At 64.5% G+C, this 14,252-nt stretch carries 9 protein-coding genes and 1 tRNA gene; 2 read left to right on the top strand and 8 right to left on the bottom strand.

Going from position 1 to position 14,252, the window contains the following annotated elements; genetic code table 11:
• Positions 1-33 precede the first annotated feature (33 nt).
• The 3 genes from ABIC16_RS08015 to ABIC16_RS08005 all read right to left on the bottom strand — a co-directional run bounded on the left by ABIC16_RS08015 (position 34) and on the right by ABIC16_RS08005 (position 4,804).
• Positions 34-1,548, bottom strand: coding sequence for a GspE/PulE family protein (locus ABIC16_RS08015; protein WP_502958343.1), 1,515 nt, complete (start codon positions 1,546-1,548; stop codon positions 34-36).
• Between the two features lie 143 nt (positions 1,549-1,691).
• Positions 1,692-3,929 carry a type II secretion system secretin GspD gene (gene gspD, locus ABIC16_RS08010; protein WP_354290688.1) on the bottom strand — a complete coding sequence of 746 codons (2,238 nt, stop codon included), beginning with the start codon at positions 3,927-3,929 and terminating at the stop codon, positions 1,692-1,694.
• The gene (locus tag ABIC16_RS08005; RefSeq protein WP_354290687.1) at positions 3,926-4,804 is read right to left on the bottom strand and encodes a type II secretion system protein N; all 879 of its coding nucleotides are present in this window, start codon (positions 4,802-4,804) and stop codon (positions 3,926-3,928) included. The genes gspD and ABIC16_RS08005 overlap by 4 nt, the downstream gene beginning before the upstream one ends.
• Positions 4,805-4,931: 127 nt before the next feature.
• Between ABIC16_RS08005 and ABIC16_RS08000 the strand changes: the two genes are divergently transcribed.
• Positions 4,932-5,588 carry a prolyl hydroxylase family protein gene (locus ABIC16_RS08000; RefSeq protein ID WP_354290686.1) on the top strand — a complete coding sequence of 219 codons (657 nt, stop codon included), beginning with the start codon at positions 4,932-4,934 and terminating at the stop codon, positions 5,586-5,588.
• A gap of 53 nt (positions 5,589-5,641) precedes the next feature.
• Here ABIC16_RS08000 and ABIC16_RS07995 read toward each other — a convergent pair whose 3' ends face one another.
• Together ABIC16_RS07995 and ABIC16_RS07990 are read right to left on the bottom strand one after the other, a co-directional pair.
• A complete protein-coding gene (locus ABIC16_RS07995) occupies positions 5,642-8,431 on the bottom strand; it encodes a TonB-dependent receptor domain-containing protein (protein WP_354290685.1) in 2,790 nt (929 codons plus the stop codon).
• A 97-nt stretch (positions 8,432-8,528) separates the two neighbouring features.
• Positions 8,529-10,145 carry a beta-helix domain-containing protein gene (locus ABIC16_RS07990; RefSeq protein ID WP_354290684.1) on the bottom strand — a complete coding sequence of 539 codons (1,617 nt, stop codon included), beginning with the start codon at positions 10,143-10,145 and terminating at the stop codon, positions 8,529-8,531.
• Positions 10,146-10,620: 475 nt separating this feature from the next.
• Between ABIC16_RS07990 and ABIC16_RS07985 the strand changes: the two genes are divergently transcribed.
• Positions 10,621-10,965 (top strand): hypothetical protein, encoded by a 345-nt coding sequence (locus ABIC16_RS07985; RefSeq protein WP_354290683.1) that lies wholly within the window; start codon positions 10,621-10,623, stop codon positions 10,963-10,965.
• Between the two features lie 91 nt (positions 10,966-11,056).
• Here ABIC16_RS07985 and ABIC16_RS07980 read toward each other — a convergent pair.
• The 3 genes from ABIC16_RS07980 to lon form a co-directional block, all read right to left on the bottom strand.
• A tRNA-Val gene (locus tag ABIC16_RS07980) sits at positions 11,057-11,131 on the bottom strand.
• A gap of 126 nt (positions 11,132-11,257) precedes the next feature.
• Entirely contained in the window at positions 11,258-11,530 is a 273-nt protein-coding gene (locus ABIC16_RS07975) for an HU family DNA-binding protein (RefSeq protein WP_277971343.1), read from the bottom strand.
• A gap of 174 nt (positions 11,531-11,704) precedes the next feature.
• Positions 11,705-14,134, bottom strand: coding sequence for an endopeptidase La (gene lon / locus ABIC16_RS07970; RefSeq protein ID WP_277971344.1), 2,430 nt, complete (start codon positions 14,132-14,134; stop codon positions 11,705-11,707).
• Between the last annotated feature and the right edge of the window lie 118 nt (positions 14,135-14,252).

Genomic DNA, 14,252 nt, shown 5'->3' with positions numbered 1-14,252 from the left:
TTCGCTCGAAACGAACGGTGGGAGGGATGCCCCTCACTCACCCGCCACCTCCGGCAGGGGCATCGGCGCTTCGGCATCCGCCATATCCCGCCGTGAAATCCGCACCGCTTCCTCAGTCGTCGTCTTGCCGTCCCGCACCAAGGCCCGCGCCGCACTCCCCAGATTGGGCGAATGCAAAAACGCATGCCGAGCGATGATCGATTCATCCCCGCCCTCGTTGATCAGCCGCCGCACGGTATCATCGATGCGGATCGCCTCGTAGACGCCGATCCGGCCCTTATACCCGGTCCCCTGGCACTGCTCGCAGCCGACCGCCTCATAGACGATCGCGCCCGAATCGAACCCGAGAAGCGCCGAGACCGACCCGGTCGCCTGCACCGGCCGCCGGCAATGTTCGCACAACCGCCGGACCAGCCGCTGCGCGATCACTGCGCGGAGTGTGGAGGCGAGCAGGAACGGCTCGACCTTCATGTCGCGCATCCGCGTGATCGCGCCGACCGCGTCGTTGGTATGCACCGTCGACAGCACAAGATGCCCGGTCAGCGACGCCTGCACCGCGATCTCGGCGGTCTCGCGGTCGCGGATTTCGCCGACCATCACGACATCGGGATCCTGTCGCAGGATCGCGCGCAACCCCGCCGCGAAGGTCAGCCCGACCTTCGCGTTGACCTGCGTCTGCCCGACGCCCTCCATCGCATATTCGACCGGATCCTCGACCGTCAGGATGTTGCGGCTGCCGTCGTTGAGCAGCCGCATCGAGGCGTAGAGCGTCGTCGTCTTGCCCGAGCCGGTCGGCCCGGTGACGAGGATGATCCCGTTCGGCTCGGTGATCGCTTCCTTGAGCAACTGGTTGATCGCAGGCGTCATCCCGAGCACATCGAGCGTGATCCCGGCATTCTCCTTGTCGAGGATACGCAGCACGACGCGCTCGCCCGCGCGGCTCGGCAAGGTCGAGACGCGGACGTCGAGCAGCTTGCCCCCCAGCGTCAGCCCGATCCGGCCATCCTGCGGCACGCGCCGCTCGGCGATATCGAGCCGCGCCATCACCTTGATTCGGCTGACGACGACGGGGGCGACATGCGGCGGCATCCGCAGCGTCTCGCGCAGCACGCCGTCGATCCGCATCCGCACGACGAGGCCGGTTTCATAGGGTTCGACGTGGATGTCGGACACGCCGTTACGCGCGGCATCCGCGATGATGCCGTTGATCAGGCGGATCGCGGGTGCATCGTCTGCGGTGTCGAGCAGATCGTCCGCGGTCGGCAGGTCGCTCGCGAGCACGTCGAGTTCGTCGCCAAGGCCGAGCGTTCCCGCTGCCATCGCGGCGGCTTGCCCGTCCATGCGATACGCTTCGGAGAGCAGGCGGTCGAATTCGGTCGGGGTCACGAAGCCGACATCAAACGGGCGCGCGAGGTGGCGGCGGAGTTCGAGCAGGACCTTGGGATCGGCACCTTCGCGCATCGCGATCGCGAAGTGGCTGTCGGTGCCGGGCGCGAGGACGACGCCGAAGCGGCGCGCGAAGGCGTAGGGGATGGTGACTTCTGGAATGGTGAGGTCAGCCGTCAAAAGCCCCTCTCCTTTAGGGGAGGGGTTGGGGGTGGGGGGTGTCTCACCGAGAGCCAGTCCTGCTGGACTGCCCCACCCCAACCCCTCCCCTGAAGGGGAGGGGCTAAGAGGAACGTCGCTCCCCATCACTTGCCCCTCGGACGAATGACCATCGTCGAATTCCGCTGGATCGGCAGCGCGATCCTTGGATCGTCGACGTTCCCCAGCACCGGTGCGCTCGGAATCGGCGGCGCCGCCCCCAGATACTCCCGCACCAGCTGGTCGATCGACGGCTCCGCATCAGGGTCCTGCAACCCTTGCTGCAACCGCAAATAACCGTAGCGCTGTTCGGTCAGCTTGCGACTGTCATCGGCGGTACGCAAAATGGTCGGCCGGATGAAGATCATCAGATTGGTCTTGGTCCGCGACTTCGCCTTGGACCGGAACAGATTGCCGAGCGCCGGAATGTCCCCGAGCAACGGGATCTTCTGGATCGTCCGCCGCTCATTGTCGTCGAGCAACCCGCTGATCACCGCAATATCGCCATCGTCGACCGTGCGGACCGTCTCGACCTCGCGCTTGTTGAGGATCAGGTCGCTATTGTCGCTCGACACCGGCCCTGCGATCGAACTTACCTCGAGCCGCAAATTGAGCTTCACCGTCCCGCTCGAATTGACCTGTGGACGCACCGTCAGCTCGATGCCGACATTCTGCCGCTGCGTGGTGCGGAAGGCATTGTCGAAATTGTTCGACAGCGCCTGCCCGGTGGTGATCGGGATTTCCTGCCCGACCAGGCTGTGCGCCTCCTGATTGTCGAGCATCACCAGATGCGGCACCTGCAACAGGTTCGACGTCGTATCGCTCTTTACCGCGTTGATGATCGACGCGAAGATCGTGTCGCCGATCTTGCCGCCGAACCCGCCGAACCCGCCGCTCGCGCCGAGGATCGAACTCAGCGCGGACTGGGCGAGCGTATCGCTGACCGTGCTGTTGGTGCTGGTGGTGACGGTCGCGCCGTTGATCGTCGTCGTCGTCGTGTTGAGCTGCCGCGCCGCGACCGCGCCCGCGATCGTCAGCAGGCTCGGCGCGGTGTTAGAGAAACTCGACGCCGCGAAGACACCGCCCTTCAGGTTCCCGATCGCGAACTGCGCGCCGAGCTGGCTCGCCACCTGATCGGACACTTCGGCGACGATCGCCTCGACCAGCACCTGTTCGCGCCGCGTATCGAGCTGGCGCACGACCTCCGACAACTGCCGCTGCACCTCCGCGGGCGCCGCAATGACGATCGCATTCGCCCCGACGAAGCGCGTGACGACCGCGGCGGTGCGCCCGCCCTGCGTACTGATCGCGGCCTGCCCTGCGGTACTGCCGGGCGCGGTCGTATCCTGCTGCACCGCCGGGGTATTGGCCTGACGCTGTGGGCTGTTGTTACCGTTGCTGCCGGTCTGGCTGTTGTTGCCGAAACTGGACTGCGACAATTGCTGGTTGGTGATCGGCGACGGCGTCTGCCCGACGAGCTGCTGCAACACCGGCAGCAATTGCTCGGCATCGGCATTCTCGAGGAAGATCACCTTGATCTCGGTGCCGTTCTTGGCGCGCCGATCGAGGTCCTCCGCGACCGCGACGAGCCGCGCCACGGTCGAAGCATCGCCGCTGATCGCCACCGAGTTGGAGCTTTGTACCGCGACCACGCTGGTACCGTTGCTGCTCGGTGCCGCAGCACCCCCGCCGGTGTTTCCTGCGCCGCCCCCGCCGCCGCCCTGCCCGGCGAGCGACTGGAGCGCGGTCGCGATCTCGCGCGCACCGGCGTTCTTGAGCGCCACCACGCGAGTCGAGGCATTGTTGGTATCGATCCGCCGCAGCACTTCGCGCACGCGCCGGACGTTGTCGGCGAAGTCGACGATCACGAGCGTGTTGCCGCTGCGATTGGCGGACACCGTGCCTTGCGGGGACACCAGCGCGCGCACCGTATCCACCGCCGACTGTGCGTCGACCGAGCGCAACCGGACGATCTCGGTGACGAAGCTGTTGCTCTGCGCCCCGCGCGCGCCGACGCGGCTCGGCTGCGACGCGGCGTTGTCGATCGGCTGGATGCGGAAGCTGCCGTTGGTGGTCGGCACCGCGACCAGCCCGTTGGCGCGCAGCGTCGACAGGAAGATCTCGAAATATTGCGACTTGCTCACCGGGTGATCGGTGACGACGGTCACCTTGCCCTGCACGCGCGCATCGATGATGAAGGTCCGCCCGGTCACCCGCGCGGCATCCGCGATGAACGCGCGAATGTCGGCGTCGCGCACGTTCATCGTCTGCTGCGCGGTCGCGGCCCCGGCGCACGTCAGCGCGAGGATGGAAGCCAGTACGGGCCGGAGAATCAGTCTTTTCATTGACCCGCAATCGTAAGGGTAAGAGGAACGACCTGTCCGCCGCGTTCGACCAACAGGGATATGGCGCCGCCACGGGCAAGCTGCGGACCGAGCCGCTCGAGATCGGCCTGACCGCTGACCGGACGCCCGCCGATTTGCGTCACGATGTCGCCATCACGCAACCCCGCCGCGCGGAACGCTGCGCCGGATCCTTGCGACCGCACGGTCAACCCGCTGACCTTGCCGCCGTCGATCCGCGGAATGAAGCCGATGTCGCTGCGCACCTGCGCGGCGGAAATGCCCTGCGGACTGGGCGTCGCGTTCGGAAGCGGTGGTGGCGGCGCGCCCGCGGACGCGGGTGGCGCGGCCCCGCCGACCAGCGGCGCCCCCGCCGGTACGACCGCTGGCGCGGGCGCCTGTTCGGCCTGCGTGATGAACAGATCTTCGCTTCGCCCGCCCCGCTCGATCGAGACATGGTCGAACGCGACCGCCTTGAGGATGACGCCCGGCGAAATCTCCTGGCCGACGCCGATGCTCTGCTGAACGCCGTCGGCGCCCGCGATGATCGCCGATCCGCCGCCCTGCGCCTCGTCGATCCGGGTGCCGTACAGGGTGAGCTGCAACGTCGTCACGGCGGCGGGTCCGGCGGCATCCCCGCCACTGACGCGGAAAAACGGATCGAAGCCGCGCAGCAGCGCTGCCGGCGACCCGGGGATCACGCCCTGTTCGGGCCGCCAGATTCCGACCGGACCAACCGGCGTCACCACGGCGTACACCAGCCGCGCGCATTGCAGCGCGAGCACCGCGATCAGAACGAGTTCGACCCCGGTATACACCGTCGTCACCGGAAGGCGTCGCAGAATGGCCCGCGCCCGCGCATCCAAAACCAAACGCATCCGCACATCTTCCTCGATCACGACCCTGCTAGGCGGCAAGCGTTACAGTCCGGCGACATAGCAGTTAAGCGCATATGGCACGACGCAAAGGTGGATAATACCCGGCGATTTGGGCAGAAGACACCGGATGACGACCCCGCCAAACTACGGTTCGGGAATGCCCGCGGACGCACTGGTCGCGCATTTGATCGCGCAACCCGGCGTTCAGCGCGTGCCGAGCCCCAAGCTTACGCTGTTCATCAAGCGCGGCTTTCTCGATCCGGCTATGTGCGCCGCCCTGTGCGAGTCGGTCGATGCGACGCGGCGTCCCTCGACGCTGTCCGATGCCAATGGCGATGCCGCGTTCCGGACGAGCGAGACCGGCGACCTCGATCCGCACGATGCGCTGACGATCGACCTCAACGCGCGGATCACCGCGCTGACGGGGCTCGACCCGGTCCACGGCGAGCCGATCCAAGGGCAACGCTATGCGGTGGGGCAGGAGTTCAAAGGCCATACCGATTATTTCGAGCCCGATGGCATCGACTATCCGCGCTATTGCGGCATTGCGGGCAACCGCACCTGGACCGTGATGATCTATCTCAACCATCCCGAAGCGGGGGGTGCGACTCGGTTCAAAGCGATCGACAAGATCGTCCAGCCCGAAACGGGCAAGCTGCTCGCGTGGAACAACCGCCGCCCCGACGGGACGCTCAACCCAGCAACGCTGCATCACGGGATGAAGGTCCGCGCGGGGACGAAATACGTCATCACCAAATGGTATCGCGAACGACCCTGGGGATGATCGCGGCCCTCCCCCCGCGCCAGTGACGATACGGGCGCGAGGGGGACGCCGCATCAGAAGGTCGTGCTCAACCCGAGCGACAAGATGCGACCCAACCGGTAGCGGTTGACGAACACCTGGTTGCCGTTGCTGAAGGTCTGGCCTTCCTGATAGCGCGTCCCCGTCAGGTTGCGCGCCTCGGCCTTGAGCTCCCACTGCCCGCCGGCGACCTTGAACCCCTGCCGCGCGACGAGATCGAGCCGGATGCCCGGCTTCTCGATAATGTCCGGCTGGAACCCGGTGCCGCTCAGGTTGGACGGGCCGCGGTTGGTCACGCGGTCGCTCGCGTAATTGAACAGCAGCGTGATCTGCGACAGCGACGCCTTGTCCTCCAGCCCGACCTGGACGTTGACGAGATGTTCGGACTGCCCGGTCAGCGGCGCACCGTTGCGGAACTGGAGATTGGCCGGACCGAAGCCCGCGCCACACCCGCCCAGCGTCTGGTTGAGCACGTTGGGCACGCAACTGCTGTCCGCGGTGATCTTCGACTTGGAATAGGTGTAGTTTGCGATGAACAATGCGCGGCGCGTCGTGAAGAAGGTGCTTTCGAAGAAATCGAGCGGGAAATATTTCTGCAGCTCGACTTCGGCCCCGTACAGCTTCGCCTTGGGCAGGTTGGTGAAGCCGGTCTGCAACCGGTCATCCGCGCCGGTGTAGAAACCGACCTGCTCGACCGGGTTCTTGATCAGCTTGTAGAAACCGCCGAGCGTGAAGCGCTGGTCACGCGCGAAGAACCATTCGAAGCGGCCCTCGTAATTGTACAGCTCCGAATCGCGCAGCAGCGGATTACCGAAGAACAGGCGATCCGATTCCGGATCGCGGAACTGCTGTGGTGCCAGTTCGCGGAACTGCGGACGCGAAATCGTCTTGGACCCGCTCGCGCGCAGCTGCATGTTGTTGCGGAAATTCCACGTCAGCGTGAGCGCTGGCAGGAAGTAATCGTTGTTCAGCCGCGTCGTGGCCGCACCGATCGGCGTAACGCGTTCGTCCGCGGTCTCGTAGCGCACGCCGACCGTACCGCGCACGCCATCGAGCAACTCGGCCTCAACCTGACCATAGCCCGCATGGATGTTCAGCTTGGCATCATAGGCATAGGCGCCGAGCGGCGTCCCGAACTGGAGTTGCAGGTTGTTCGCAGCGATCGAATCCGCCCCGACCAGATAATCCGGCCGCAACAGGTTCCACGGATAGGCCGGCGCAGTGCCACCGCCGTCCGCGGTCTGATAGTTGAACTGCAGGCGGGTCGAAGTGCGGTCGGTCCCAGAATAATAATAGCCCGTCGAAAGCGTGACCGGCCGCCCGAGATCGAGCTTATAAGTCAGGTCGCCCTGCGCGCTGTACAGATCCTCGTCGAGTTCGCTGAAGATGATCGACGCGAACGGCGAAAAGCGCCGCGTCGCCTGATACGCGCCATCGCACCGCGCGCCGCCGATGCCGTTCTGCTGCGTGGTCTGGATCGGCAGGCCGGTCGTCGTGACGTTCGAGCAGAGATAATCGAACTGCCGCTCGTACGGCGCATTCCGCTTCGAATTGGCATAGGCGCCACGAACGTCGAGATGCAGCGCGTCGGTTACCTTGAACTCGCCGACAGCCTGACCTTCGATCAGCTGACGCTCGAACCAGTTGGTATTCTGCTGGAAACGCCGCCCGCTGGAATTGTTGTAGACGATCGCGGTCGATCCACGCCCCTGCTTGAGCGTGTCGTGGATATAGACGCCGGTAGCGCGGATCGTGTTCGGCCCGAACTCATAACCCAGCCCGAGCAGCGCGTTGGCGACGATCCGGTTGTCGGTCAGCAACGTGTTGTAATCGTTGCGCAGCGTGCCGTCGGGCGAGACCGAATCCTGCTGCTGCGTCAGGCGCGTGCGGAAGGTGTTGCTCGCGCTCGCCGAGGCGATCACGCCGATCCGGTCGCTGCCGAGGTCGATCACCTTGCCGCCGCTGATCTCACCGGAGAAGTTCGCTGGCAGGCTATTGTTGCGCTGGAGCAGCGTCGTCCGCGCGTTGGTGAGCTTGGCGACCTGGTCGCTCGGGATGATGCCCGTCCCGCCGGGTGCATTCTTAATGAAGTCGGGCACGGTGCGCGTGCCGTCGTCATAGCCGGTCCAGTCGCTGCGCCCGCCCGCGTAGGTATAGCCGAGCTCGCTGGTCGTCACGGTGTCCGCCGCGATCGATCCGCCGAGCGAGATAAAGTCCTTCTTGGGGATCGCCTTGGTCGTCAGGTTGATGACGCCGCCGCCGAACTCGCCCGGATAATTGACCGAATAGGTCTTCTGCACCAGCGCCGACCCGACGATCGTCGTCGGAAAAATGTCGAGCGGGACCGAACGGCGCAGCGGCTCGGGGCTCGGCAAGGGCGAGCCATTGAGCATCGACGACGAATAGCGATCACCAAGCCCACGCACATAGACGAACCCGCCGCCGACGACGCTGAGGCCAGCGACGTGCGCAAGCGCGCCCGCGATGTCGCCCTCGCCGGTCCGCGCGATGTCCGCGCCCGACAGGACCGACACGATCTGCGGGGTGGAACGGATGACGTTGGGAATGTTGCGCCCGACGACGACGATGTCTGCGCCCTGGCTGGTGTCCATGCCGGGCGCGGAGACTTCGACCTGCTGTTCCGGGTCACCCGCCTGGTCGGCGGCGGGGGTAGCCACCGGATCACCCGCGCTTTGCGCCGAAGGCGCGGCGGCGGGAGGCGGCGTGGTCGCGGCGGGGGCCGGAGCGGTCTGCGCGAGCGCCGCGGGCGACACCAACGTGGAAGTAAGAAGAAGGAGTGTCCCGAAGGCAAGGCGCTTCTGCATGGCCTGTATTCCCGATCGAATTTTCATAGGCGAATGCCGGGGCGGCGCGTAAGCGGCCGCCCCGGCATCAACTTGGCGATGGTCCCGAGGCTAGCGTTCAGCGACCCTGGCAGGAGAAGTAGATCGAGTTGAACACCGGCGGCCCGACATCCTGCAGCGCGGCATCGGCCGGACGGATCGTCGTGCGACCACCCGCGGTCTGCTCGCCCGCGATCAGGTTGATGCATGCGACGGTCGCCGGGGTCTTCACCACGCCGTTGACGAAGGTCATGTCCGCACCGCCACGCAGACGGATCGCTGCCGGGGCGAGCGCGGTCTGGAGGAAGGTGAAGTTGGCGTAGCGGCCGAAGGTGCGCGGCAGCAGGTCTTCCGCGTTGTTCGAGTCGATCTCGGTCGAGAAGGAGTCGGCGGTCGCGCCGATCGTGCGCTGTGCGGTGATCATGAACTGGATGAAGCCGCGGAAGCCGTTGTCGATGTCGAAGCCGTCATCGTCCGCGCCGGTCATCACCATATATTTCATGTTGGTGGTGCCGCCGAAGATCTCGACGCCGTCATCCGCCGAATTGTGGCTCTGGACGTGGTCGATGGTCGTGCCCGACCCGGTGCCGCCGAGCGTCAGGCCCTGCAGTTCGTTGCCGTCGCTGATCGCGATGCCGCTGTAGCGGATCTGGACATACTGGAGTTTGCCGCTGCTGTCGGCGGCCGTTGGGCCACCATAAAAGCGCCCGGTGACGCCTTCGATCGCCTGCTGGCAGGTCGTGCTGCTGCCCGCCGCATTGTTCGGCCCGGTGCCGGTGGCGCAGACGCCGACCGGTGCGCGACCGAGAATGATCACGCCGCCCCACTGGCCCTGCGTCGCATCGCTGACGCCGTTGCTGGTGAGGTTCTGCTGCGAGGTGAAAATGATCGGGTTGGCGACCGTGCCGACCGCGTTGATCTTCGACCCGCGATTGACGAGCAGCAGGTCGTTGGTCGTCTCGGACGAATCCGCCGCGATCACGACGCCCGGCTCGATGTTGAGCACTGCGTTGTTATCCGCGCCGGTCGTGCCGACGTCGGTCCCGACTTCGGTCTGGCCGCGCAGGCGGTAGAACACGCCCGCGATCTTCGGCAGGTTGAGCGTGCCGCTGATGACCGACGGCAGGCGGCAGGCGCGGAACGTCTGGACCAAGCCGTCGTCGGTCGTGCCGGTCGGGCATGCCGCGGCCGATCCGCCCGTGCCGACCGCCGGAACCGCGGTGCAGCGCGCGCCGCTGCCGCCGAATTCCGCCGACGTCGAATTGCAGGTCCAGCCCTGGAAGGCGGTATCGGTCGGCCCATTGAGCGCGCCGACATAGTTGGTGCTGGTGAAGAAGCTGTTGATCGTCGAAGGGTCGAGCGCGGTCGTCAGCGATGCCGCGGTCGTCGGGTACACGCCGTTGAGCATGTTGGTGCCGCTGACATTGTTGTTCGTGCCGGCGTTGACGATCGCGAGTTGCTCGTCCGCGGTGATCGAAATGCCATTGACCGGCGTGACCGCGGCGAACTGCGCGGCAGTGATCGCTGCGGTCGGCGTCGGTGTCGGCGTGGGTGCTGGCGTCGGGGTCGGCGCGGGCGTGATGACGACCGTCCCGGCGCCCGGCGATGCCACGTCGTTCGCGCCACTGCACGCGCCCAGTGCAGCGGCGGCGGTGGTCACCAGAAGAACGGTGCTGAAACGGTTGAAGTTGGCCATTGGTCACTCCCGAATACGATAATCGTTGTGCGAGGGCATTTTTGCCCTGATCGATTCGGAACCCCCTTATCGACCCTGACGCTGCCGTTAGGGACGGGAGATGACGGCTTGATGTGGGTTTAGGGTCAGATTCGTGACACTGATGTTTCGGATCGATGACGCTCCACCTGACGGACTTTCCACCAGCTCCAAATCAACTGACCCGCAATGTTGCTGTTTCATGGGCCGTTGCTTGATGGACGACCGGGCAAGGCGCGTTCGACGGCGCTCCCGGAGGATAGACGAATCTCATCCCTGCAAGAGCACGATCGAGACACCGACGATTCTTCTGAAAACACCGGCTGGCTACCTGAGACGGTCCGGTCGCAACGGCTCGACACGCTACTTATAGCGGTCGGCTTCTTTTCCCTGCCTCATGCCGCGCGCGGGGCGGCGGCCCTCGCCTAACAGTACTAACGCCGCAGGGAGAATGACAGTGGACGATACGGCAAGTTTGGCTGAGCCGGCGCACGACACGAATGATCGCGATGTGCCAATTTCGGCCCAGCAGCCTGCGAAGACCTTCAACTACGCGCGAGAGCGAGCGATTGGTATCGCGCTGCAAACGCGTCCAACGGCGGTCCCGGAGGAGATTATCTCGGCGGCGCGCAAGTTTGAGAAGTTTCTCGCCAGTGACCCGGTCGACGGTCCATCGTTCGCTGACGGCATACGGGCAGCGTTGATTGTTTTAAAGGCGTCCACGCGCGGACTGGATCGAAGCGAGGAGCCATATCGGATCCTAAAGCGCAACATCGACGCTATTACCGAAACATACTTGTAACGCTCGGTTAACGCCCCGTTCTTGGCGTATACCAGGATCGCGGTTTGTATGAAAAAGGCCACCAACTCGCCGAGCTGGTGGCCTTTTCTAATGGTGGGCGCGGCAGGGATTGAACCTGCGACCCCACCCGTGTGAAGGGTGTGCTCTACCACTGAGCTACGCGCCCGTTGCCTGTGTCACGCTTGGCGACCGGCGAAACGGATCGGGGCGGCCGACGCCGCCCCGTTGCATGCGTCCTTAATCCGGTCGAACCGCGCTTTGCAAGCGCTGCCGTCAGGAAAAACGCAGGATCTTAGTTGACCGAGTCCTTCAGACCCTTGCCGGCCTTGAACTTGGGCTGCGACGAAGCCTTGATCGTCATCGGTTCGCCGGTGCGGGGGTTGCGACCGGTTGATGCCTTGCGCTTGCTGACGGAGAACGTTCCGAACCCGACCAAACGGACTTCGTCGCCTGCCTTGAGCGCAGCCGAGACGGCGTCGAACACGGCTTCGACGGCTTTGCTCGCATCGCCCTTCGTCAGTCCCGACGTATCGGCTACCGTTGTGATCAGCTCTTGCTTGTTCATCGCCACCAAACCCCCGTTACAATTAGAAAAATGAGTACCAGCCCACCGGACCGCCGCGCATAAAGGCGGGTACCGGGGGGGCTGTCAAAACAAAAAGTAGGCTTTTGCTGTCAGCGCTTTGCCGAATGCGACCATCCGATTGCCGCGCAAGACCTCAGCGCCGGGTGAAGTGCATCAATGATGCACTTCACCCCCAACTGCCGGAACCCCTGCTGGGGGCTGCGCCGCGAGATCATCCGCTTCACTCCATTCGATCGCCTCGAGTGGGCCGGTCAGCGCCAAACGAAGGACTTCGTCGACATGCGACACCGGAACAATCTTCAAACCATTGAGGATATTATGCGGAATCTCTGCGAGGTCTTTCTCGTTCTCCTGCGGGATCAATACGGTGGTGATTCCGCCCCGTAGCGCAGCCAACAACTTCTCTTTCAACCCGCCGATCGGCAGCACCCGCCCGCGCAAGGTCACCTCGCCGGTCATGGCGATATCACGCCGTACCGGCACGCCGGTCAGCGTCGAAATAATCGCGGTGACGATCCCGATTCCCGCCGACGGACCGTCCTTCGGCACCGCGCCTTCGGGCAAATGGATATGGACGTCCTTGCGTGCGAACACGCTCGGCTTGATTCCATAAGACGGCGAGCGCGCCTTGATGAAGCTGAAGGCGGTCTCGATCGACTCCTTCATCACGTCGCCGAGCTTGCCCGTGATCTTGGCGACGCCGCGACCCGGCACGGTGACGCTCTCGATCGTGAGCAACTCGCCGCCGACCTCGGTCCAGGCGAGACCCGTGACCGCACCGATCTGATTCTCCTCTTCGCCGAGCCCGTGGCGATACTTTTTCACGCCAGCGAAGTCGGACAAATTGTCCGCCGTGATCGTGATCGCGGTGTCCTTGTTCTCCAGGATCCGGCGCAACGCTTTCCGCGCGAGCTTGGCGATCTCGCGCTCGAGCGTGCGGACCCCGGCTTCGCGTGTGTAATATTGGATCAGCGCGCGCAGGCCTTCGGTGGTCAGCGTGAACTCACCGGGCTTCAAACCGTGCGCCTCGATCTGCTTGGCGATCAGGTGGCGCTCGGCAATCTCGACCTTCTCGTCCTCGGTATAGCCTTCGAGCCGGATGATCTCCATTCGGTCGAGCAAAGCCTGCGGCAAATTGAGCGAATTCGCCGTCGTTACGAACATGATATCGGACAAATCGACGTCAATCTCGAGATAATGGTCCTGAAACTTACCATTTTGCTCGGGGTCGAGCACCTCGAGCAGCGCCGACGCCGGGTCGCCGCGGAAGTCCTGGCCGAGCTTGTCGATCTCATCGAGCAGGAACAGCGGGTTCGACGTGCCGGCCTTCTTGAGGTTGGTCACGATCTTGCCCGGCAACGAGCCGATGTACGTCCTTCTATGTCCACGGATTTCCGCCTCGTCGCGGACGCCGCCCAGCGACTGGCGGATGAACTCGCGCCCAGTCGCCTTCGCGATCGACTTGCCGAGCGAGGTCTTGCCCACGCCGGGAGGCCCGACGAGGCACAGGATCGGCCCCTTCAGCTTGTTGGTCCGCGCCTGAACCGCGAGATATTCGATGATCCGGTCCTTGACCTTCTCGAGCGCATAATGGTCCTCGTCGAGCACCGCTTGCGCCGCCGAAATATCCTTGCGGATCTTGGACTTCTTGCCCCACGGCAAGCCCAGCAGCACGTCGAGATAATTGCGCACGACGGTCGCCTCGGCGCTCATCGGCGCCATCGTCTTGAGCTTTTTCAGCTCCGACGTCGCCTTGGTCCGCGCTTCCTTCGACAGCTTGAGCGTAGCAATCTTCTGGGTCAGCTCGGCGATTTCGTCGCCCTCGCCTTCCTCGCCCTCGTTGCCGAGTTCGCGCTGGATCGCCTTCAATTGCTCGTTAAGATAATATTCGCGCTGGGTTTTCTCCATCTGGCGCTTAACCCGCGACTTGATCTTCTTCTCGACCTGCAAGACGCCGAGCTCGCCTTCCATGAAGGCGAACACCATCTCCAGCCGCTTGACGGGATCACGCTCCACTAGCAGCGCCTGCTTGTCGCTGACCTTGACCTGAATGTTCGCAGCAACCGCGTCGGCCAGCTTGCTCGCTTCCTCGATCTCCCCCAACTGGACCGCCGTTTCAGCGGGCAGCTTGCGGTTGAGCTTCGCGTAATTCTCGAACTGGTCGACGACCGATCGCATGAGAGCCGCGGCTTCCGTGCTTGGCGCTGCGGGCTCGTCCTCGGTTTCCTCAGCGTCGATCATCTCGACCTGCGCGGAGAGATAGCCTTCCGTCTCAGTGAGTTCGGTCAGCGAGGCGCGCCGCTTGCCTTCCACCAGAACACGCACGGTCCCGTCGGGAAGCTTGAGCAGTTGCAGCACGGTCGCGGTGACGCCGATATCGTAGAGATCATCGCGGGCGGGATCGTCCTGGGCCGGATCAAGCTGCGCGACGAGGAAGATCTCCTTGTCGCCGGCCATCGCCGCCTCGAGTGCCGCGACCGACTTGTCGCGCCCGACGAACAACGGGACGATCATGCTCGGGAACACGACGATGTCGCGCAACGGCAGGACGGGGAAAGAATGCGGGGCAGGAACGTGCGTCATGGGTACTCCGGGGGCGCGCCACTCAAGCGCGTTCTTCCTTTATATGGGGCTAGCGCCGCCGCCATCAATCGTCACGCGATTTTGCAGCGGTGCAATGGCCCCATCATGCCGCGTCATC

It is taken from the genome of Sphingomonas sp. PvP055 (genome assembly GCF_040546365.1).
Taxonomy (GTDB): domain Bacteria; phylum Pseudomonadota; class Alphaproteobacteria; order Sphingomonadales; family Sphingomonadaceae; genus Sphingomonas; species Sphingomonas echinoides_A.
The sequence above is the reverse complement of the archived record's forward strand: the minus strand, read 5'-3'. Positions and strand labels throughout refer to the sequence as shown.